The sequence below is a fragment of the Mucilaginibacter sp. P4_D1 genome, assembly GCF_056401935.1.
Genome location: NZ_JBFUIJ010000029.1, coordinates 61,528 through 82,767, shown reverse-complemented (window position 1 = coordinate 82,767; position 21,240 = coordinate 61,528). Strand labels below are relative to the sequence as shown.

19 protein-coding genes, 1 tRNA gene and 1 pseudogene are annotated in these 21,240 nt (G+C 41.5%); 7 read left to right on the top strand and 14 right to left on the bottom strand.

Going from position 1 to position 21,240, the window contains the following annotated elements; genetic code table 11:
- From AC1DV1_RS21365 to AC1DV1_RS21340, 6 genes and pseudogenes are all read left to right on the top strand, one after another.
- Nucleotides 1-737 (top strand): annotated as a pseudogene (locus AC1DV1_RS21365) (hypothetical protein); the annotation flags it as partial.
- Between the two features lie 33 nt (nt 738-770).
- Entirely contained in the window at nt 771-1,685 is a 915-nt protein-coding gene (locus tag AC1DV1_RS21360) for a hypothetical protein (RefSeq protein WP_477363095.1), read from the top strand.
- Nucleotides 1,686-1,750: 65 nt separating this feature from the next.
- Nucleotides 1,751-5,173, top strand: a complete 3,423-nt coding sequence (locus AC1DV1_RS21355; RefSeq protein ID WP_477363092.1) for a DUF5977 domain-containing protein — start codon at nt 1,751-1,753, stop codon at nt 5,171-5,173.
- 27 nt (nt 5,174-5,200) lie between these two features.
- Nucleotides 5,201-8,932, top strand: coding sequence for a DUF6443 domain-containing protein (locus AC1DV1_RS21350; RefSeq protein WP_477363089.1), 3,732 nt, complete (start codon nt 5,201-5,203; stop codon nt 8,930-8,932).
- A gap of 16 nt (nt 8,933-8,948) precedes the next feature.
- On the top strand, nt 8,949-9,263 hold the full coding sequence (locus AC1DV1_RS21345; RefSeq protein ID WP_477363086.1) for a DUF7716 domain-containing protein: 315 nt from the start codon (nt 8,949-8,951) through the stop codon (nt 9,261-9,263).
- 100 nt (nt 9,264-9,363) lie between these two features.
- Nucleotides 9,364-9,924, top strand: a complete 561-nt coding sequence (locus tag AC1DV1_RS21340; RefSeq protein WP_477363083.1) for a hypothetical protein — start codon at nt 9,364-9,366, stop codon at nt 9,922-9,924.
- A 252-nt stretch (nt 9,925-10,176) separates the two neighbouring features.
- Here the strand turns inward: AC1DV1_RS21340 and AC1DV1_RS21335 are convergent, their stop codons facing one another.
- From AC1DV1_RS21335 to pyrE, 11 genes are all read right to left on the bottom strand, one after another.
- Nucleotides 10,177-11,343 carry a type II secretion system F family protein gene (locus tag AC1DV1_RS21335; protein WP_477363080.1) on the bottom strand — a complete coding sequence of 389 codons (1,167 nt, stop codon included), beginning with the start codon at nt 11,341-11,343 and terminating at the stop codon, nt 10,177-10,179.
- Entirely contained in the window at nt 11,315-11,818 is a 504-nt protein-coding gene (locus tag AC1DV1_RS21330) for a PulJ/GspJ family protein (protein ID WP_477363077.1), read from the bottom strand. Before AC1DV1_RS21330 ends, AC1DV1_RS21335 begins: the two co-directional genes overlap by 29 nt.
- Complete coding sequence (locus tag AC1DV1_RS21325) at nt 11,805-12,182, bottom strand: hypothetical protein (RefSeq protein WP_477363074.1); 378 nt, start codon at nt 12,180-12,182, stop codon at nt 11,805-11,807. The genes AC1DV1_RS21330 and AC1DV1_RS21325 overlap by 14 nt, the downstream gene beginning before the upstream one ends.
- Complete coding sequence (locus tag AC1DV1_RS21320; protein ID WP_477363071.1) at nt 12,164-13,429, bottom strand: hypothetical protein; 1,266 nt, start codon at nt 13,427-13,429, stop codon at nt 12,164-12,166. Before AC1DV1_RS21320 ends, AC1DV1_RS21325 begins: the two co-directional genes overlap by 19 nt.
- Nucleotides 13,422-14,018: a toxin-antitoxin system YwqK family antitoxin gene (locus tag AC1DV1_RS21315; protein ID WP_477363068.1), complete on the bottom strand. Its 597-nt coding sequence runs from the start codon at nt 14,016-14,018 to the stop codon at nt 13,422-13,424. The genes AC1DV1_RS21320 and AC1DV1_RS21315 overlap by 8 nt, the downstream gene beginning before the upstream one ends.
- The gene (locus tag AC1DV1_RS21310; protein ID WP_477363065.1) at nt 14,018-14,521 is read right to left on the bottom strand and encodes a hypothetical protein; all 504 of its coding nucleotides are present in this window, start codon (nt 14,519-14,521) and stop codon (nt 14,018-14,020) included. Before AC1DV1_RS21310 ends, AC1DV1_RS21315 begins: the two co-directional genes overlap by 1 nt.
- Before the next feature lie 11 nt (nt 14,522-14,532).
- The gene (locus AC1DV1_RS21305; protein ID WP_477363062.1) at nt 14,533-15,492 is read right to left on the bottom strand and encodes a fibronectin type III domain-containing protein; all 960 of its coding nucleotides are present in this window, start codon (nt 15,490-15,492) and stop codon (nt 14,533-14,535) included.
- Between the two features lie 310 nt (nt 15,493-15,802).
- Nucleotides 15,803-15,875: transfer RNA gene (locus tag AC1DV1_RS21300), tRNA-Lys, on the bottom strand.
- A 107-nt stretch (nt 15,876-15,982) separates the two neighbouring features.
- Entirely contained in the window at nt 15,983-17,611 is a 1,629-nt protein-coding gene (locus tag AC1DV1_RS21295) for an ABC-F family ATP-binding cassette domain-containing protein (protein ID WP_477363059.1), read from the bottom strand.
- A 379-nt stretch (nt 17,612-17,990) separates the two neighbouring features.
- Nucleotides 17,991-18,386 (bottom strand): SRPBCC family protein, encoded by a 396-nt coding sequence (locus AC1DV1_RS21290; RefSeq protein ID WP_477363056.1) that lies wholly within the window; start codon nt 18,384-18,386, stop codon nt 17,991-17,993.
- Between the two features lie 89 nt (nt 18,387-18,475).
- The gene (gene pyrE / locus AC1DV1_RS21285; protein WP_090646850.1) at nt 18,476-19,135 is read right to left on the bottom strand and encodes an orotate phosphoribosyltransferase; all 660 of its coding nucleotides are present in this window, start codon (nt 19,133-19,135) and stop codon (nt 18,476-18,478) included.
- On the opposite strand from pyrE, the gene AC1DV1_RS21280 reads away from it, so the two are divergent.
- Nucleotides 19,134-19,772 (top strand): NUDIX hydrolase, encoded by a 639-nt coding sequence (locus tag AC1DV1_RS21280; protein WP_477363053.1) that lies wholly within the window; start codon nt 19,134-19,136, stop codon nt 19,770-19,772. The two genes, pyrE and AC1DV1_RS21280, sit on opposite strands and share 2 nt — an antisense overlap.
- On the opposite strand, the gene coaD is transcribed toward AC1DV1_RS21280, so the two are convergent.
- The 3 genes from coaD to nudK form a co-directional block, all read right to left on the bottom strand.
- Nucleotides 19,741-20,202: a pantetheine-phosphate adenylyltransferase gene (coaD, locus tag AC1DV1_RS21275; RefSeq protein ID WP_147059583.1), complete on the bottom strand. Its 462-nt coding sequence runs from the start codon at nt 20,200-20,202 to the stop codon at nt 19,741-19,743. The genes AC1DV1_RS21280 and coaD overlap by 32 nt on opposite strands.
- Before the next feature lie 233 nt (nt 20,203-20,435).
- Nucleotides 20,436-20,639, bottom strand: coding sequence for a hypothetical protein (locus AC1DV1_RS21270; protein ID WP_477363050.1), 204 nt, complete (start codon nt 20,637-20,639; stop codon nt 20,436-20,438).
- Nucleotides 20,636-21,214, bottom strand: a complete 579-nt coding sequence (gene nudK / locus AC1DV1_RS21265; RefSeq protein WP_477363047.1) for a GDP-mannose pyrophosphatase NudK — start codon at nt 21,212-21,214, stop codon at nt 20,636-20,638. The genes AC1DV1_RS21270 and nudK overlap by 4 nt, the downstream gene beginning before the upstream one ends.
- Between the last annotated feature and the right edge of the window lie 26 nt (nt 21,215-21,240).

Below are 21,240 nucleotides of genomic sequence, written 5' to 3'. Positions count from 1 at the left end.
GGCAAAATACATTTCCGGCTACAGGCTATGTGGGAATGGGAACAATGTCTCCATCAACTAATCTTCACATCGTTGGTGCTGGTACAAATACTGACGCCGATAACGCACACGCTGTGAATGGGGGTGGCTTAATCATTCAAGGAAATACAGGTGCACGGTCGGCCAACAACGGGGCTCAACTGGAATTTGCTATTCCCGCAAATACAGATGGTACTAATATATGGGGGCAAGGGCGAATTATTACGGTAGCCGGGACAACCACGAGTGGTAATGCTACCGGAAAAATGATAATAGACACTCGGAGGTCATTTAACAAGTTAGGTACAGGCAATCAATGGTATTACGGTAATGACCTGGTTATTGACGGTGCCGGAAATATAGGGATTGGTACGTTAACGCCGCGCGAAGCATTATCGGTAAATGGTAATATCCGTTCAAAACAGATTAAAGTAGAAATAGCCAACTGGCCCGATTATGTTTTTAAACAGGATTATCAACTTCCATCTTTAATGGATGTGGAAAACTATATCAATCAAAATCAGCACCTGCCGGATATGCCATCTGAAGAGCAGATTGCTAAAGACGGCCTTAACCTGGGCGAGATGAACAAGTTGCTGCTTAAAAAAGTGGAGGAACTTACTTTGTATTTGATAGAAAGGGATAAAAAAGAAAAGCAGCAGGAGATCCGTATTGAAAAACTGGAAAAGATCATTAACGAAAAAAATAACAATCGGTAATCCTATTAGCAAAAACCATAACAACAAAGTGTCATGAAAAAACTCTGTTTAAGTTTAATTTTTAGTATAATTCTATTGCCTTTATGTAGGGCACAATATACGGCCATTGCGTGTGGTCCTAATATTACCCCAGCAGTAAATTATGTTTTTTTGGGAAGCCTCGGGTTTCCGCAGGATAACAGTGCAAACAGCCAAAAATTACAGGTTGATATTATTGGCGGCGGCTGGGGTGCTAATGATAAAGGGACTACAACGTTTTATATTGCCAACAGGGGAGGGCTTAGTGTAAACCAAGTTACCCAAGGTGGTTCGTCCTTTACAGCAAGTCGTTTGAAGATCTATCAAAGCGGCAGTACAACAAGTTTTTATCTTGCGGTGAACAGTACTAACGAATACCTGGCATTCGCTGCAAAAGCCTACCTGTTTGGGTACGCCACTACAGCGCAGCAGGTGAGTATAACCACACAAACAACGGTGCCCGCTGGCACAGATATTACTTCTTCGATAACGGTTACCCCGGTGCTCATAACCGATTTGAACGGTAATATCGGATTGAATACCTCATCTCCTGATCCCGCCTACCGTTTATCGGTCAACGGGAAAATAAGGGCTAAAGAAATCAGGGTAGAAACCGGCTGGGCCGATTATGTTTTTGATAAAAACTATGAATTGCCATCTCTTACCAACATAAAAGCTTTCATCGACCAAAACCATCACTTACCCGAGATTCCTTCTGAACAGGAGGTTGCCAAAAACGGCATTAACCTGGGCGAGATGAATAAGCTGTTGCTTAAAAAAGTGGAAGAATTGACACTGTATTTGATTGAAAAGGATAACGAACTGACAACAGAAAAAGCTGTTAATCGATCACAAGGGATACAAATGGCAGCGTTCAAAGATCGTCTTGATAACTTGGAAAAACAAAAAATAACCAACTTTAATAAATAATTACATCGATGTTAAAAGGAATTTATGCCTCTTTTATAAAGATGGCCCTAATTATATGTTGTTTTATGATTTGGCAAAACGGATATTGCCAGTTTGATGATAAAAGCTCGGCTGCTCCTGCATCGCCTAACGTTTCTGCAACAGCAAAATATGCTAATACAACTGTTAATATGTATACCGGCGTGCCTAATATTAGTGCCGATTTGCATACTCTTGCCGCCAGGGGCTATAGTATACCTATTGCCTTACTTTACAACGGATCGGGCAATAAGGTACAGGATATGTCAAGCCCCATAGGCCTGGGATGGACAATGTCAGCCAACTGCCTGGTGTCAAGATACGTGAGAGGATTGCCCGATGAAGGCACAAGTGGATACTTTGGCAGCTCGATGGGGCTTAAAGTAACACAACCGTTGGATGTTACAACAATGGGCGGTATCCTGGGCAATACTTTAGATGCCGAGCCTGATTTGTTTTATTATAATCTTAATGGCAGGTACGGGAAATTTGTATTTAACAAAGATGGTGTACCTGTTATGCTCACAGATAAGAGCATCCGTATTTTAAACAGCCCGTTTAAGCAGGAATTGGGGCTTAGCGGCTGGGTGTTTGAAGATATAGGAGGCACTTTTTTTTATCTTGGTTCAGATGCTTCCAGCATTGAAAATACACAGTTGACATTTTATGGTGAAACTTCAAATCGGGTACAAAACTACGCCTCTACCTGGTTTCTAAATAAAATAATAACTTCAAATAATACAGAAACTATTACTTTCAGTTATGTTGCAGGTGATCCAATTAAAACAACCAATTATCGCAAAACGGAAAAATTTAGGGATAAGATAACATCCACCTTCGATAAGGGCATCAGTTTTTTGGGAATTCCGTTGTCGCAACCAAGTTCGTCTCTCGATTTTTCGGTCGTAGATAAATCCGAATGGGATAGCAATATTGAAGAACTTATCCAAAGCCCTAAATACCTGAGTTCAATTGCTACATCAAATCAGAGTGCATATTTTACATATGATACCCAGGCAAGAAAAGACCTTGCAAATGGAAAAGTACTAAATAAAGTAGATATTAAAGATTATAAGGGTGAGTTGATTAAGTCGTTCTCGCTTCTGCATGATTATTTTTATTCATTTTACAACGACGCTAATGATGTAACCGTAAGGGCGATGACAGCCGATAATTACAGGCTCAAGCTAAATAATGTAACAGTTACTTCGGGCTTAACACCTGTTGTAACATTGCCGTTGTTTAGCTTTGAATACGTGCAGGATATTAATTTACCCCCACGGGCGTCAAATAAATTCGATCATTGGGGTTATTATAACAACACCGGTGCGAATAGTGATAATGCCAATCTGATTCCCGAATTACAGGCAAATATGGACCGTGAACCATCGCCTGTAATGATGACAGCCAACGTGTTAAAAAAAATATATTTGCCAACAGGCGGATACAAAGAATTTGTGTTTGAAGCAAATACCTATTATAACCAGGCTATCTCATACAACAGCTACGCCGGCGGTCTCAGGATAGCAAGAATTAAATCAGCAGGAGACCCGAACACAACACCTGTAATTACAAGTTATAATTATAATGATGATCTGGGCCATTCAACCGGAAAGCTTATAAACGCGGCACCCATATATGTCAGATACATAGAACATACACAAAGTCAGTTTCTTCCCCAATACAGCATTTTCAGTCCCAATATACCAATTTACCGAGACTCAGGCAATGGCGCTCCGCCAGTTAATGTCAATAATTCTATATATGCTGCAATAGTTGTTGCTGTGATAGATCTGTTCCAAAGTCACAAAACAACGGTCGAAAGCTACTCTCCGTTTATTATAATCAACTCCACTTCTTTTAACACCATGTTTGACATTGATGGAAGTGCTATTGGCTATAGCCAGGTTACCATTAATAACAGTAATGAAGGAAAAACAGTGAACTTTTTTACAGACAGAGAAGATTACCCTGATTATACCAACCAATTAAAAGTAGATGGCTCGTTTAAAACCCTTGAACGAATCAGTCCCAACATGAGTCCATATACGCCAGCAACATCTTACGCGTTTGCGCGTGGGCATCTTAAACAGTCGCTCGTATATGATAACAACAATAATTTACTTAAAAGAATAACCAACAAATATGTTTTTAATTCGGTCATGGATAGTGTTAAAGGTGTTCGGGTGGCTATTGGAAAGGTAAATATCTCCGGAACCGGGCAATACCAGAGCATAAATACCGAGTTTTATAATATTGGAAACTACTATTATATAGCAAAGCAATTATTGTTAAGTCAAACTACCGAAGAAAACTTTATTACAGGCAATGTTTTACCTGTATCTACTGTAAAATCATATACGTATAATTCCCCCTATCCATCGCTGCTAACAAATGTAACTATTCAAAACAGTGACAATAGTACTAATACCATTGATTATAAATATGTGTTTAATAAAGATTTGATAACATTTGCCAAGCAATCAGAAACAGATGCGGTCAATAAGTTATATGCAGATGGTAAATACGGTATCCTGCTCGATCAAATAATCAAGACCAATAATAAAGTATTAAAAGGCAGCCGGGTTGGGTATAAAAACTGGATAATTAATAGCCAAACGTTCACTTTACCCGAGACTGGTTACGAGAATAATGGCACTACAGTAACTCCTGCTATTCAATATTTTAATTACGATCAATACGGTAATTTGCTTTGCTCAAATGCCAAATCGGGACCTAAACAGTCCACGATATTTGGGTATAATAAACTATATCCGGTGGCAAAAGCTTTCAATGCAGCCGATAATGATATATTTTATGAAAGTTTTGAGGAGGGCGGCGGCAATATAAGTACGTCGGCTAAAACCGGTAGCCTAAGTTTTAGCGGCAGTTATTCCAGGAATCTCACCGGCCTTGATAATGGTAGTTATACGCTAAGCTATTGGCTTAAAACAGGAAATACCTGGGCCCTTCAAAGTAGTACGGTGCCAGTTACCAGTAACAGTTACACCATAAATATTACCAGCGGACAAATAGATGATGTGAGATTTTATCCTGTTGATGCTCAAATGTCAACCAGTACATATACAGCTTTAAGCGGTTTAACGGGATCCACAGATATTAAAAACGAAGCAACGTATTTTGAATACGATCAGCTTTTGCAATTAAAGAATACCAAAGATCAGTACGGAAACATTGTAAAGAATTTAAAGTATAACTACATTGTACAGCAGCCAGGCGCCGTTGGTACCATAACTTATTATAGCCAGGCTGTATCCGGAGGATATTCGAAGAACAATTGCGGAACCGATGCCACGCCCAACCCTATAGTTGTAACTTATACCATCCCGGCAAATAAATACACTTCTGTCATTTCGCAGGCCGATGCAAATCAGCAGGCTTACAATGAACTTATTGCCGAGGGGCAGGCTAATGCCAATTACGTTGGCGGATGCAGATTAACTCATTAAAACTATCAACCAGTTATTATCAATATAATGATCACTAAACCTATCCCTGCAAGCAAAGCTTTAAACCAGCTGTTGATTTGCATCTGTTTGTTATTTGCAGGCTACAGTCTACAGGCGCAAACTTATGTGAGCTCATTAAACAGCATCGGTGCTACCGGCGAGTATTACAATAACAATAGTATCACATTGTTGGATGGCTTTTCGTCAGCCCCTGCGGCCGGTCAAAGCTTTCATGCCTATATCACAGCCCCAGATTGCGTRCCCATAGTATCAAATCAAACTAATGCCCTCAATTATATATTGATCTCAATTCCCCGTGTAGGAGGCGTTACAGATGCATCGCAGCTGGTAAACCGCAATACCTGCGAAGTGAAGCAAGTAATACAATATTCCGACGGGCTGGGCAGGGCGTTACAATATGTGGGGATACAAAGTTCGGTATCGGATAAAGATATTGTCCAGCCAATCCTTTACGATCAGTTCGGCCGGGATTCTATTAATTTTCTGGCCTATGGCAGCACGGTTAATGGCGGGAGCTATCATTCTTTGGCATTTGCCGAGCAGGCAAGCTTTTATAATCCGTCATCGCCTGGTGCTACTAATATTGCAACTACTTTGTTTCCGTACTCCCGGTCGGGTTTCGAGCCATCGCCATTAAGCCGTATAGCAGAACAGGGCGCTATTGGCGATGCCTGGCAATTTGCTAATACAATCGGGGCCAGCAACCCCGGGCATACCGCCAGGATAACTTATGGCACCAATAACAATACCAGTTGGGCTACAGATACCGCGCACAGCTACCAGGCAGCATTATTTACAGCTACTACCAATGCTGATCAAAGCAGAGCAATTGGCCGGCAAAATAACACCGCGACGTACGCCCCAAGTACATTAACGGTAACTGTTCAAACTGATGAAAATTGGAAGAGTGGCAGGGGAGGGAGTGTTGAAACGTACACAGATAAAATAGGTCGCGTGGTGCTAACGCGAAAGTACATTTACAATGGAGGTTTAAAAATATTGTCAACCTATTATGTTTATGACGATTTTGGAAATCTTGCATTTGTACTCCCTCCGGCCGCCAATCCCGATACTGGCCTGCCTTCGCAAAATATACTTGATAACTTATGCTATCAGTATCAATATGATGAATGGCATCGTTTGGTACGGAAGAAGATTCCGGGGAAAGACTGGGAATATTTTGTTTACAATAAATTAAACCAATTGGTATTAAGCCAGGATGGTAATCAAAGACTTGGCAACCAGTGGTTTGTTTTTAAATATGACGCGTTGGGTCGCCAGATAATATCCGGAATTTGGAATGCAGGTTCGGCAATTGCATTAAGTACTTTGCAAGCTAATATATATGCGCTCCCGCAGTGGGATGCCAAAGACAATACCAATAATGTAACCCAATTTCCAACGGGTTACGTTATTAACAGTTATCCGGCATTAACGTATATTTTAGGCATCAGTTATTTTGATAACTACAATATTCCCAATCTGCCGGCGGCTTATAATAATGTCGCAGTGGCCAGTAAAATGACATCGGGTTTACTTACTGGTACAAAAGCTGCAATCCTGGATAACAACGGCAATCCAACAAAACTTTTACTCGCTGTTAATTATTACGATGATAAAGGACAATTAACCAAAGCTTATCAGCAACATTACCTGGGTGCCGGCGCAACAAATTATGCCAACTACGATAGTTATGCCGTAAATTATGACTTCACAGGTCAGGCAACGGATGTAACCCGCAGCCACTATAACACCACAAATACATCACCAGTAGTCACTATTGCCAATAACTTTGCATATGATCATACAGGAAATTTAAAACAGGTTTACGAACAGATAAACGGAGGGAAAAATGTACTGCTTGCCCAGGGTGATTATAATGAAGCAGGCCAGTTAATAACCAAACATTTACATAGCGAAACAGGCGGTGCTCCGTTTTTGCAGGATGTTAATTATACCTATAATGAACGTGGCTGGCTGCGAACCCTAAACAGCAGCAGCAACCTGCTGAATATAGATTTAAGATACAACGCTCCTGACGCCGGCATAACAAAGCAATATAATGGATCTGTTGCTCAAATGTTGTATGCCGCACCACATGGCGGCAGCAAGGCTTTCAGTTACAGTTACGATCAGTTAAACAGAGTGCTTGGTGCTTCCTCTACGGGAGGATTGCTTAATGAAACAGTAAGTTATGACCTTAATGGTAATATCAGCAGTTTAACCCGCGGAGGCGGAAGTGCAGCCCAGTTAAGTTATACCTATCAAAATAGTGGCTTAAGCAATCAGCTGGCATCGGTAAAAAATAATAATACTGCTTACAGAAGTTATGGTTATGATGCTAATGGTAATGCCACATCTGATGGCGGCAGTAAACAAATAGCATACAATTTATTAAACCTTCCCAAAGAGGTTGACCAAGGTAGCGTTCCCCTTGCAACATACACATATGATGCAACCGGGGTTAAATTGCGTAACACAAGCAGCGACGGAAGTGCCTGGGATTATGTTGATGGCATTGTTTACTACAATAATAATATTGCTTTTATAGAAACAAGCGAGGGCCGGGCAGTACCCAATGGCGGAACTTATAGCTATCAATATAATTTAACAGATCATTTAGGCAACGTACGGAGCAGCTTTGATAAAGATCCATCCACTCAGCAAGTAAGGCAGATACAGGAAGATGATTACTACACTTTCGGCTTAAGGAAACTTCCTGGTGTATATGATTTCTCTAACGGTAACCGGAACCTTTATAACGGTAAAGAGTTACAAAATGACTTAACAAACCAGGACGATTTCGGCTGGCGTTTTTATGATCCGGTAATTGGGAGGTGGAATGCCGCCGACCAGTTAGCGGAAAATGACGCTGCCGTTTCTCCTTACAACTATGTGAGTAATAACCCGGTTAACCGGATAGATCCGGATGGGCTGTGGGACTGGTATTTACCCGATGGAGAAACAGACAAAACAAAGGCGGTTTGGTTTCCTGGAAGCGGAGCCCATGCGGGTTATACTAATATAGGGCCATCGGGCTGGGGAATATATGAGGCAACCGGACAAGTGGAATGGTTTAACGCCGATGGAACAAAATCATTATCGCGTTATAACCTGGCAGAAGTAAAAATAGTTGATGCCAAGCCCGGTCCTTCACTTGCAGAGCAGGCTTTAGATATCGGCACTAATTTTATACCCATTGTAGGCTCATCTAAGGATATTTACCAGGGTATTCGCGATGGTAATTGGTTGCAGGCGGGATTGGGAGTAGGCGGTTTAATTCTTGATGTGGCCACGCTTGGAAGTTCTTCGTTGATTGAGGGAGGGATAAAAACGGGAGTTAAAGAGCTTGCTGAAGTTGGGACTAAGGAGCTGGTTGAAAGTGGTGTAGAAAAAGCCAGCCAATATTCGGTTGCGTATGAAATGAAATTAGATGAAGAATTTGTAAAAGCAACGAGACCCACACATTTTCAACAAGCTAATAAAGCTTTATTAAAATCGTTAGACAGTGATGTCGAATTTGAACAAAAAATGACCGAACTAATCCCTGATCTCAGAAGTCAATTAGTTGGATCTAAAGGAGGAATAGCCCGCACTTCTCTGTCAAATTGGACCTGGCACCATGCTGCAGAGGAAGGGGTTATGCAACTTGTACCCAGGGCGCAACATACTTCTTCAGCTTTTCAACATTTATTTCACCCGGGTGGTATCGGTGGATTTGCGATTTGGGGCAAATAATTTATAAATTAGTGATATGGAACTTATTAATAACAATACGCTCGAAAATATTATAAAAGAGATTGATTCCTTTGAGGATGAGATGGTTTTGTATGTTGAACAAAAAGACGATAAGTGGCATTTATCTTCAATGGCTTATATTTACTCATTTGAAAATGAGGAAGAAGTGCCCACTGAAGTAAAGGGAGTGCCCTACTTTTTGGAAATATCGTTGATAAACGAAGTAATTGAAGTATGGCAATCCTGGACATCAAATAAAAAAAATACAAATCAGGAAATTGTTGACGCTGTAATATATTACGCCGAAAATGATTCATATAAGCCAATCTGACTTTGACTTAATTAGTACTTTTTTTTATTATCTATCCAAAGTGATAAATATGTAACTCCCGGATGCAGGTTTCATCCGGGAGTTTGTATTTTTTAACAGTGTGGAAAATATTCATAAACACCATGTATTACCTCAAAACTTCAAAAATCGGTTCCAAGAGGCAATGAACAATATTTCTTTAAACCAGGAATCAGTAAAACTATCTGTCGGCTCAACTTATATTATAATTGATGGACTTTATGTAAGTGACATAAAGAAATCTATTGAAACTTTTGACAAAGGCGTATCAATTGAAGAAATTCAACAAATAGTATTTCCGTATAATGCGATGGCTTTAGGGGAGTTTGTTGCAGATGATGTAGCCATTTTTAATGTTGGTAGGATAAAAAAAGTTAGATATGATAAGTCTCTTCTGGCTAAAAAGAACGTTGTGAGCACAGATACGGGATTATTGTTATTTATAAACAGACTTGCCTTCTGGGATTTTATAGAAAGATTTGACTATGATACTTTAGTTGATTCGAATATAAGCTTGATAAATGAACCTTTTTGGCAATCGCTGATTAAGGGGCATGATATTACCGATTTTGCATTGATAATTCCGACTGTTTTAGGGGCAGGAACATCCTCAGGCGGTAGTGGAATATATGAAATCAGTTAACAGAAATGTGGAAGAGGTTACGTGCTGGTTGTTTAGTTTCATCCAGCTACCGCAAGTGTTTTCGCCGGCGCCCCGGTAAGCTATGGGGGTAACTTGCTGATGGGTAAACGCCGTGTCAAGTAATGAATAATACCCGGATGTTCGTTTCATCCGGGTATTATTCATTACCTGCAGGTCGCGTTAAGGATTGCAGTGAGCCCACAGCGCGGGCAGGTCGGGGCGGCAAAACCGACCCCCTGCGCCCCCCGGTTTCTATTGAAATGTATTCCCCATCTGGAACATCGGCAGGTACATGGCAATCATAATTACCCCAACCAGGAAGCCTACCACAATGATAAAAAGGGGTTCCATGATACTGCTTAGGGAGGCTGTTTGGTATTCTACCTCCTCGCCGTACTGCTCTGCTATCTTGGCAAAAAAGTAGTCCAGCTTGTTTGATTCTTCGCCAATCCTTACCAGCTGGATCATTTTTGACGGGTATATCTTGAACTGCTGCAAGCTCTGGTGCAGCGATTTACCATTCAGGATATCGTCTTCTACCTTTTGGAGTGATGATTCAATGGGGTACCAGCCCACCATCTGCCTGCTCAAGGCAATAGCCCTTAACAACGGCACGTGCGAGCCGGTAAGCAATCGCATGGAATTGCAGAACCGGCCCAGGTATATCTTTTTCACCAGGTTACCCGCCACCGGCACCTTCAATACAAAACCGGAAGATATTTTGCGGTAAGGTATCGTTTTGCGCACCCGGAAAAGGAAAACGACGATAGCGGTAATGAAGAGGAAGGCGGGCAGAAAATAGGTTTCCATCCCCTTGGAAATGGTTATTACAAGTTCAGTAATCCAGGGCAGCTGCCCTCCGAAGCGTTTGAGTACATCGGCAAACATGGGTACTACCACCTTCAGCATAAAATACACCGCACCAAATGACGATAGTAATACCATACAGGGATAGGAAAGTGTGGAAACTATTTTGCGCCTTTGTTTTATCCTGCCCTGGTAATATTTGGCCAGGTCTTGCAGCACCATGGCCAGTTGGCCGGTTTCCTCACCAATCTGGATGCTGTATACCTCGTACAATGAAAACTTGCCCGATTTTTCCAAAGCTTTGGAAAGGGCTATACCATTATTCAATACACTATCCTGTATGGCTGCAAACAGTTTTTTGTCGCTTTCTTTTTCCTGTTCGGCGGTTACCAGCTCCAGGCTGGTTTTTAAATTGATGCCGGCCAACAGGAGCGAACTTAGCTCCAGGTACAGGTATTCCTTTTTTTTATCGTTAAGTTCCTTGCTTCCAAAACTGATATCCCGGTTTAAAAACGCAATAATGCCGCTCTCGCCTTCCTGTTTTGCAGGTTTGGGTATTTTCTTTTTTTCGTACTGGGTCAGGTCAATTGCCGGCATAGGTATCCTGTTCAAAAAGGTTAGCAGAACTGTATTGTTTATAATAATGAAAGGTCATTTTATCGTTGTGTAACAGCAAATCAAGTTCAAGTTCGTCAACCCTGTTATCTAAAGGGTCGTGCCCGGTTTCAATGGCGTGTTGCTCAAAAAGCATATTGGTACGGGTTGTTTTAAACTTAAAGGTGTCTGTTATGCCATTGGTACGCACAATATAATCACTATTGAGCACGTATCGGATGTTGTCTTTATTATTCTTGAAAAATAAACCGGAATCGGTTTTTTCGATCAGGTCGGCGCGCCGGAAATCGCGACTAAGCAAAAGGTCAAGCTGCGCCAAATTTGCCGATTCCTCATTTTTGAATACAAATGCATGGTACGAATTGCTTACCACCGCAAATGCCACATAAACTATGGCTATCAGTATCCCCGACACCAACAGTGCAATGGTTACTTCCATAATGGTGAAGGCCTTTAATTTATGGTTTAACATTGTCATTATTGATCATTATTTCCGAAACCTCTGCTATCTCCCKTTGGTTTTCGTCATAAGCGGTCAAATAAAACTCGCTAAGGCCCGGTCCGCTTTCAAAGGGTTTAACCACTGGTATAATGCGGAAGCCATCCTGGTTAAAAGCTTCCTGGGGCAGTTGCCGGGATTGTTCTGCTTTAAGCAGGGCATTTCTGAGCACAGCCGTTGCCCGCATTTTTTTTGTGGATATTGCTTGTTGTGTTACATTGGCAAATATCATCATGGCCATACCAAATACCACAACAATAATCACAAGGGCCACCACCACTTCTACAATAGTAGCGGCCTTCAGCATCCCGTTTTTCTTTATTTTACCTCCAGCCATTGCAGTATTTTTTTTTCAGACGAGGCTACAGGAATAAGGTCGCTGGTCAGGTAATATCGTGATAAAGCGGGTGCATCAATTTTTAGGTTTATCAGGTAGTTTTCATACCGGCTAAATGCCGTTTGGTACATAAAACGCGTGGTAAAAACACTCCCTTTAACCGCGGCGCTGTCTTTGGTCGAAAGAATATGTTGTGCATAAATTTGTCCGCTCACCTGGGCTCCTTTGCCCAAACTGATGGTTGCCGGCAGGGCAGAAGCTTCTTTTTCGTAAGTGAATATGGTGCCATTGACCTGGGCGTTTTGACCGATAATAATTTGTGGCGGAAAACCAATCCTCGGTGACTTATAACGCAGCAGGCCAAGGCAAGAAGGATACTCCAACCTGCAGTTTTTTTCGATACTTATAGAATCAGAAGCAAAGAGCTGGCAACTCCCGTGGAAACCGCTTTTAACAACGATGGCCTTTGCAAATATCATCACATTATTCAATATCGCGGTACTATCTATAGTAAGCAACGTGTCTGCATACAGCATAATGTTACCCGACAATTTGGTGTTTTTTATAGTGTATGGGCTGTTGCCCAGGTTAACAATATTGGCAGGGCGGCGAAACGAAGCCGCCAACGTATCTACATGCCAGTTCTTATTTACAGTAGCCCCCTGATTATTAAACAGCTTTTCCAAACCGTTCAGGCGGGTGTTATTCAACGGGGGCAGGCTACGCTGGCTGTCATGAATGTTGCCCACGACCATTCTTTTGTCGCCTTGATAGGCTTTATTATCTACATATGCGGCCTTTACGCCGGCCTTCGGCAGGTATGCGTCACCGCGGATTGTAGTCTTTCCGCTTACCGAGACCGACCTGTCTTCATCTATCAGGTAGATAGATGCCCATTTGGATGAATCGATTGCAAAAGCGGTCGAAAATACTTTAATTAACGTGTCTTGCTGCTTGAATGCTTCCACAATGCCGACGTCATAAATACCCCAGGGAATATTTTTTAGCCGTACAGAATCATCGCCATTATTGAACAAATTCAATGTCTTCCCTTGTAAGTAGGCTGGATCATTTGTCCGCAGCAGGATATGTACTCCCGACGAAAGGTTATCCTGTAAACGGTCAAACCGCGACTTTACCAGGTATTGCCCCCTGAAAAAATAAGCTGCCAGCACAAGGGTAGCGCATATTAAGGCAATTACCAGGCTGATAATAATGACGATATAAAGCGCCGAGCCTTTAAGCATGACCCTTGCCCGGCTTGGGCTTCTTTTTAAAAATATTAACCTTGTCAAAAAGCGAACGCGGCTTTCCATTCAAAGCCCTACCGTTGTTATAATAAACTATCCGTGAAGAATCGCGGCTTTCGTGAAATACCACGGGGCCATCCAATTCATTTTGGTGGTATTCTCCGCTTTGTTTCAGGCTGCCATCCGGGTTAAAAAAGCTAAAGCTGCCCGAACGTATTCCATTGTGCCAGTTAACTACCTGTATCAGGGTACCGCGTTCATCCCAATCTTTCCAGGTTCCGTCTTTTAGTCCCTTTTTAAACGTGCCCATGGTTCGGGTGTTATGGTTAAGGTATGTTTCGGTATAGGCGCCATTTAATAAACGCCCGCTAAAACCGCCTTGAAGGGTATGTACCTTATTGGTTGCATACCAGTAATAAGTAAGTGTGCTTTGCACATCAGGATTTGAATTAACAGGTATAATTTCTGCCAGTATCGTCCGGTCGGTATCTGTTATCCTCACTTTGTGAAAACCATAATCAGGCATTTTTTGCCCGAATGAGCAGCAGTAAAAAAAGATAAAAAAAGCTGTATAAATGAATTTCATTAAATTGCAGGTTGGATATGAATATATTTTGTTTTGCCTCCGCTCTTAAACAGTACAGAATCTTTCATATTCCGAACCAGTTTAAATTGCCCTATCGTTTCTCCCTCGCTCATCATCGCTTCCTGGCCGTTTATTTTCATAAAAGCAATCAGTTTTTTAGACCCCGGGTTTTTGATATATCCTGAATACCGTATAATATCCCAGTTGAAAGGCGGCGGCACATTGGCCCGCGCAATTCCGGTATTCTGGCGGATCCTGGGCAGCGGCTTTGCGGTGTCTTTCCTGGCAGCAATCCCAAATGGATCACGGTAATTCAGCAGGAGGCGAGCGGTATCTTTTGGTACTGCATAATCATTAAAAACCTCTTTAGGTGCAGGTGGCGGTACATAACTTTCATCATGGTTGCTGCTGTAAGCAATAACTATACGGTAAATGATGAGCCCCCATACCAGCAATACAACAACAATTAGTACATATGTTAATGCCTTATTTTTTTTGACCATGATCTATTGGCTTAAAACAGTACAAAATTTCTAAGCGCACTGGCTTTCCCTTCCTTACCCGAGGCATTTAATGCACTTACTTTCCAATATATCTTCTCACCTGTAACCCCAAGTGTAAAGTTATACCCGGTAGAATTGACCGTAATTGGAAAATTGTTACTATACAGGGTGGTCGAATCGCTTTTAAATACATATAATTTATATCCCGGCACCCCGGTGACCGAATTCCAGCTTAACTGCACTGGTAAACTAATACTACTTCCGTTAGCCGGCGACACCAGGCTAACCTGTGCAGGCAGCGGCAATTGATAGGTTACAYAATTAATAGCCGACCATTTGGATTGCTCAGTCTCATTTTCTGCCCTAACCCGCCAACCGTAAACCTGATCCTTCGGAAAGGTAAAATTAACCTGGAGCCCGGGGACAACCTGGTTATACACCAACGCATCTTCATTTGCAAAGTTATTTGTATCAATCTCCACCTGGTATTTAGTAGCGCCGTATAAGCTGTTCCATTTAAACAGGGATGCATTTGTGCTTGTAACCAAATTGTTAGCCGGTGATGCAAGGGTGACAGTTTGATTGGTTAGTGACGACTCTTCGACAACAAAGTTCCTGGTTGGCGAATAATTCGTCTGTGAGCTGCCATTTTCTGCCCTAACCCGCCATTGATAGTTTCCCGGCTCCAGGGTCGAAGTAAATTTGTTGCCTTTAACCAGCGTATCCAGGATCAGGCTACCAACGGAGTCGAAACGGGGTGTAACCACTTGCAGCCTGTAACTTAGTGCATCCTCAACTTCATCCCACCAGAAATTAACGGTGTATTTAGTACTTAAGTACTGGTCTGATGGTGCTTCAAGCGTCACTTGCCTTTTGTCAATTGAAGGTTCTATGAACTCTTTACATGACGAAAGCAGTTCGTTTAAAGCCAAAAAGACAGGGAAAATGTAAAATAAGTGTTTAAGTTTCATTCCCGACTAATTTAGGAATAAGTATTAATTATATGAAAACAATATCTCGATAAAAGAAAACTTTAGATTAAAGGATATTGCGATTCCCTTATAATTGTTATGATGTAAGGCTGCCAGAATACGACGGGGCGTTTTCAAGTATATTTTTTACCTGGATGGCGCAATTTTTCCATAAAAAATTGAAATAGAAAAAGGGCAGTATCGAACACCCGGGGTAAATGAAGTGCCGATTTTATATATTTGATTAACAGTGAATTATCGGAAATAAAAAACGGGACAGAACTGGATTTTTCCAGCCTGTCCCGAAGAGTGACCTGGGAGAGGATCGAACTCTCGACCCACTGATTAAGAGTCAGTTGCTCTACCGGCTGAGCTACCAAGTCGTTCCGGTTTTTTGCCGGGTTGCAAATATGCTAATTTTTATTTGAGCGCGAAAGTCTGAAAGCCGGAAAGTCTGAAAGTATTTTGTCATTTTCTAACTTCCTGACTTTTAAACTGCCGCGTACAAATCTTCACGTTGTTTTTGTACCACCGGGCTATTGATGTATTCATCGTAAGTCATCAGCTTATCAATATAGCCGCCAGGTGTTAATTCAATAATGCGGTTGGCTACGGTTTCTACCAGTTCATGGTCACGTGAGGTGAACAGGATGGTGCCCCTGAAGTCTTTCATGCCATTATTAAGCGCGGTGATGGATTCCAGGTCGAGGTGGTTGGTTGGTTCATCAAACATCAGCAAGTTGGCTTGTTGCAGCATCATACGGCTAAACATGCAGCGCATTTTCTCGCCTCCTGATAGTACATTGCTTTTCTTTAATACTTCTTCGCCCGAGAATAGCATCCGACCTAAAAAACCGCGGATAAACTGATCGTCCTTCTCGCCTGGTGAATATTCGCGCAACCAGTCAATCAGGTTATCATCTTTGCCTTTAAAGTATTCGGCGTTATCAATAGGGATATCTGCCGGGTTTATGGTAACACCCCATTTAAATGTGCCTTTAAAATCGGCGTCCCTGCCGGTTAATACATTATAAAGGGCTGTTGTAGCAAGGCTGTTTTGTGATAATATGGCAATTTTATCACCCTTATTAACAGTGAAGCTAATATTGTTGAATAGCAACTCGCCGTTAAGCGATTTCTTCAGGTTCTCAACCTGTAATATCTGGTCACCTGCTTCGCGGCCAAGGTTATTAAATATGATGCCCGGATATTTACGGTTTGATGGTTGAATTTCATCAATATTAATCTTGTCCAGAGCCTTCTTCCGGCTGGTGGCTTGTTTTGATTTTGAGGCGTTGGCGCTAAACCTGCGGATAAATTCCTGCAATTCCTTAACCCGCTCTTCCGTCTTTTTATTCTGATCAGAACGTTGTTTCAGCGCAAGCTGGCTCGATTCGTACCAGAAGGTATAGTTACCGGTATAAATGGTCATTTTAGCGAAGTCGATATCCACCACGTGCGTACACACGGTATCCAGGAAGTGCCTGTCATGCGATACCACCAAAACAATGGCCTCATACGAAGCTAAAAAATCCTCCAGCCAGCTCACGGTATGGATGTCCAGGTCGTTGGTAGGCTCATCCAATAGTAAAATATCGGGTTTGCCAAAAAGTGCCTGGGCCAACAATACACGTACTTTTTGGGTATTGTCCAGGTCTTTTACCAGGTTGTAATGAAATTCCTCCTTTATGCCAAGGTTGCTTAATAGGGTAGCTGCATTACTTTCGGCATTCCAGCCATCCATTTCGGCAAAAAGATTTTCCAGCTCCCCGGCGCGTTCGCCATCGGCATCGGTAAAATCTTCTTTCAGGTAAATGGCGTCTTTTTCCTTCATTACAGCATACATTTCCTTGTGGCCCATCATTACGGTTTCAAGTACCGTAAATTCGTCAAAAGCATAGTGGTTTTGACTTAATACCGCCATGCGTTCGCCAGGGGTGAAGCTCACCGAACCACTGGTTGGGTCAATATCTCCTGAAAGGATTTTTAAAAATGTTGATTTACCGGCGCCATTAGCACCAATAATGCCGTAGCAATTGCCTTGAGAGAATTTAAGATTAACGTCTTCAAATAAAGTACGTTTACCGTAACGTAAAGATAGATTGGATACCGTGATCATGCTGCACCTGTAATTTGGCGCAAAAATAAGCTAAAAACTTCGTTTATGGTAAATTAAGCTGATATTATGTTTATGTAAATGATTGTGGATATGGGGAAGAATTTGTTTGCCCAATCTTTTTGTCAAACGTGGATACTATTGCACAAAATATTCGCAGGGTTGAAACTAAACGCCTGATTTATACGTTATACACTATAATTTACCAATTATAAATAAATGGAACAACCTTTGACTATATTATTTATATTAATTAATTTTTAATTTTTTCACAGTCATGGGAGCACTAATCGTGAGCTTAATTATTATCAACGTAGTAATAGCTGTCAACAACATACAAAAACGTAAGGTATACTAATAGCCTTAAAATGCCAGCGCAAATTTAGGCTAACAGGCCTTTTAAACTTTGTGTTTCATGGTCGGCTAATTTTTGCAGGGGCCCGGAAGCAAGCATTTTCAGCATCATGCTTAACTCTGCATTAATAGTAAAAACAACATCTGTTTGGTCGTTATTTGGGGATAACGACCATTTTAGTTCTAAAGCAAAGGGTGGTTTTGCCGCCGGTTTAATTACAATTTCCTGGTTTGCAATACGGTTATCTACCTTTAATGATAGCTTGGCCATATTGGGTATGCTAAAACTTGCCTCATCGGTGGTAGAAACCCATTCCTGTATGCTATCAGGCATTAGTTTTTGGTGATTATTAAAATCTGCCAAATAGTTGTAAACCTCGTTTATCGGTTTGTTTATGCTGATGGAACTGGTAAATGTAGTCATAAGAAGTTTTAAGTTTTGAGTGATGAGTTATAAGTTTTAAATGGGCAAATGAAACTCACAACCCAATACTCATAACTCAAAACTATTTTTTAGCTTGATGCAATTTGCCCCCAGGCAGATGGATTTTCGCGCCACTGGGCTAATAAAGCCACATCTTTTTCGCTGATGTATTGGTTTGCTTCGGCATATTTTATTAACGCATTGTAGTTTGATAGCGTTACAAAGGGGCAACCCGCATTTTTAAAATTTTCGGTAGCTATATCAAAACCGTAGCTAAAAATGGCAGCAAGGCCCGCTACTTCAAATCCGGCGCTTTTTAACGCGTCGACAGCTTGAAGGCTGCTTTTTCCGGTTGATATCAGGTCTTCAATTACAACAACCCTTTTGCCGGTAGTAGTTTGCACATCGCCCTCAATTAAGCTGCCTGTACCATGTTCTTTTGCTTTGGCCCGTACATATATAAAAGGCAGGCCCATTTCCTGCGCTACCAGCGCTCCTTGCGGAATGCCTGCTGTAGCAACGCCGGCTATGCAGCCAACACTGCCAAATTTTTCCTGGATAATAACAGTTAATTGCTGCCTGATATAGGTGCGGATTGACGGATGAGACAGTGTTACCCTATTATCGCAGTAAATAGGCGATTTCCATCCTGATGCCCATGTAAAAGGATTATTAGGTTGTAATTTAATTGCTTTAATTTGCAGCAGGAACTCGGCAACCTGCTGTTCTATCTCATTATTATTAAACATGGCTCAAAAATACAGAATTTATATTAACGAAAAGGTTATCCTGCTGACTGAATCAGAACCTCATGGAGTAGAAAAATACGAAAAGCTTGATGCAGAGGTCTTTGATCTTAAAATAATTTACACCTGGATACTGGCCAACCCCAAAAAGCTGTTCTACATCAAATGTAATAATGTTAAAGAATTTTTAAAATCTGTTAAAAAAAGCATTACAGTTATTGAGGCTGCGGGTGGCCTGGTTAAGAATACCGCGGGTAACTATTTATTTATTTACCGTAACGATAAATGGGATTTGCCTAAAGGTAAAATTGAAAAAGACGAAAAAGTTAAAGAAGCCGCCGTACGCGAGGTAGAAGAGGAGTGTGGCATTAAAGTAAGCAGGCTCAACGAGAAAATTTGTAAAACCTACCATGTATATATAAACCGCGGAGAAATAGTGCTGAAAAAAACGCACTGGTTTAAAATGGATTGCAAGGGTAAAGAAAAACTAAAACCGCAAAAAGAAGAAGGTATTACTGATGTGCGCTGGTTTGAAAAAGAACACATCGAGCCTATTATCGACAATACCTTTCCATCTATACTGGACGTATTACACAAAGAAAAGCTGGCTACAAATAAGCTAATGCCTCTGAAGGGATAAACTGGGCCACATCGCCATGGTGGCGCATAATTTCGCGTACGATGGTTGAACTGATAGACGAGTAGCCGGGTTTACTTACAATAAATATGCTTTCAATGTCGGGCATTAATGCATGGTTCATCTGGGCTATTGCTTTTTCGTACTCAAAATCAGATACCGTACGGATACCCCTGATCATGTAGGTGGCACCGATGCTTTTGCAAAAATTTACGGTAAGGCCTTCATAAGCTACAATGTGTATCCGGTCGTCATGCTTAAAAACAGCCCGTAACATTTGCTCCCGGGTTTCAATACTCAATAATCCTTGTTTGCTGCTATTGGCGCCAACGCCTATATAAAGCTTATCAAACAGGCCAACAGAGCGTTTTACGATATCTACATGTGCTTTGGTAACCGGATCAAACGAACCTGGGAAAAGAGCGATCTTCATAGTAGCATGGTGTTAATACTATACCAAAAGTAGTAATGATTTTTAAAGTTTAAGCACGCGGTTGAATTTAAAGCGCGATAATATCTTCCAGGCTATAATAAACCTTAATGCCTTGCTCCAGGGCAATTTGTACATCGCCATCGGCCCCTTTTAATTCGCCGGTTATCCTTAAAATGGCATCACATTTGGCCAGTATACGCCGCGATACGGGGTACGAGATTTCCTGATAAGCTTCATCCCCCCGGATGTGTTGATCCTGCTTGCTTTAACAGGGGCAGGGCAAGCCATTCGCCTATTACCGGAATGTGCCCGGCCCTGAAAATGGGTAGCGCGGCTTCTTCCATTTTTCTTAAATTATTAACCATTGGTTCGGGATCGTCGTTTGTGCCAGATCGGCAGGGGCCTGCAATTAAAATGATTAAAGGTTTACCTGTCATGATACCAGGTTGTTTATTTGCGCGTACTGTAAAAGCATTATTGTTTTGGCGTCCTTAATTTCGCCGGTACTAATCATGTTTAAAGCCTGCATAAATGGCAGTTCCAATACTTCTATGTTTTCGTTTTCTTCATCCAGGCCGCCGCCGTCGCTTACTTTCATGTCGGGTGTATATTCAGCTACAAAAAAATATAATATTTCTGTTACCGATCCTGGCGACATGTATGCCTCAAATACCTTTTTTATATTGGTTATTTTATAGCCGGTTTCTTCCTCGGTTTCTTTCCTGATGCAATCTTCCGCGTTGTTTTCATCCAGTAGCCCGGCGCAGCATTCTATAAGCATGCCGTCCTGGTTGCCATTAATATAGGTAGGCATCCTGAACTGGCGGGTAAGTATCACAGTTTTAAGATGTGTGTTGTAAAGCAATATAGTTGCGCCATTCCCCCGGTCATAAGCCTCGCGCGTGAGTTGATGTACCGATCCATCTTGTTTAATAGCCTCAAACGTTACATTATTGAGTGTATACCAATTCTTGGAGAGGATCTCTGTTTGTAATATTCTGATTTTATCCATTATTTTGATTGTTTTTGATCTATTTT

Excerpts from the sequence above, each read along its gene's own strand:
- AC1DV1_RS21345 (WP_477363086.1), top strand. The coding sequence starts at position 8,949 with ATGGAACTTATTAATAACAATACGCTCGAAAATATTATAAAAGAGATT.
- AC1DV1_RS21330 (WP_477363077.1), bottom strand. The coding sequence starts at position 11,818 with ATGTTAAACCATAAATTAAAGGCCTTCACCATTATGGAAGTAACCATT.
- coaD (WP_147059583.1), bottom strand. The coding sequence starts at position 20,202 with ATGAAGATCGCTCTTTTCCCAGGTTCGTTTGATCCGGTTACCAAAGCA.
- AC1DV1_RS21290 (WP_477363056.1), bottom strand. The coding sequence starts at position 18,386 with ATGACTACATTTACCAGTTCCATCAGCATAAACAAACCGATAAACGAG.
- AC1DV1_RS21295 (WP_477363059.1), bottom strand. The coding sequence starts at position 17,611 with ATGATCACGGTATCCAATCTATCTTTACGTTACGGTAAACGTACTTTA.
- AC1DV1_RS21355 (WP_477363092.1), top strand. The coding sequence starts at position 1,751 with ATGATTTGGCAAAACGGATATTGCCAGTTTGATGATAAAAGCTCGGCT.
- AC1DV1_RS21320 (WP_477363071.1), bottom strand. The coding sequence starts at position 13,429 with ATGCTTAAAGGCTCGGCGCTTTATATCGTCATTATTATCAGCCTGGTA.
- nudK (WP_477363047.1), bottom strand. The coding sequence starts at position 21,214 with ATGGATAAAATCAGAATATTACAAACAGAGATCCTCTCCAAGAATTGG.
- AC1DV1_RS21315 (WP_477363068.1), bottom strand. The coding sequence starts at position 14,018 with ATGAAATTCATTTATACAGCTTTTTTTATCTTTTTTTACTGCTGCTCA.
- AC1DV1_RS21270 (WP_477363050.1), bottom strand. The coding sequence starts at position 20,639 with ATGACAGGTAAACCTTTAATCATTTTAATTGCAGGCCCCTGCCGATCT.
- AC1DV1_RS21310 (WP_477363065.1), bottom strand. The coding sequence starts at position 14,521 with ATGGTCAAAAAAAATAAGGCATTAACATATGTACTAATTGTTGTTGTA.
- AC1DV1_RS21280 (WP_477363053.1), top strand. The coding sequence starts at position 19,134 with ATGGCTCAAAAATACAGAATTTATATTAACGAAAAGGTTATCCTGCTG.
- AC1DV1_RS21360 (WP_477363095.1), top strand. The coding sequence starts at position 771 with ATGAAAAAACTCTGTTTAAGTTTAATTTTTAGTATAATTCTATTGCCT.
- pyrE (WP_090646850.1), bottom strand. The coding sequence starts at position 19,135 with ATGTTTAATAATAATGAGATAGAACAGCAGGTTGCCGAGTTCCTGCTG.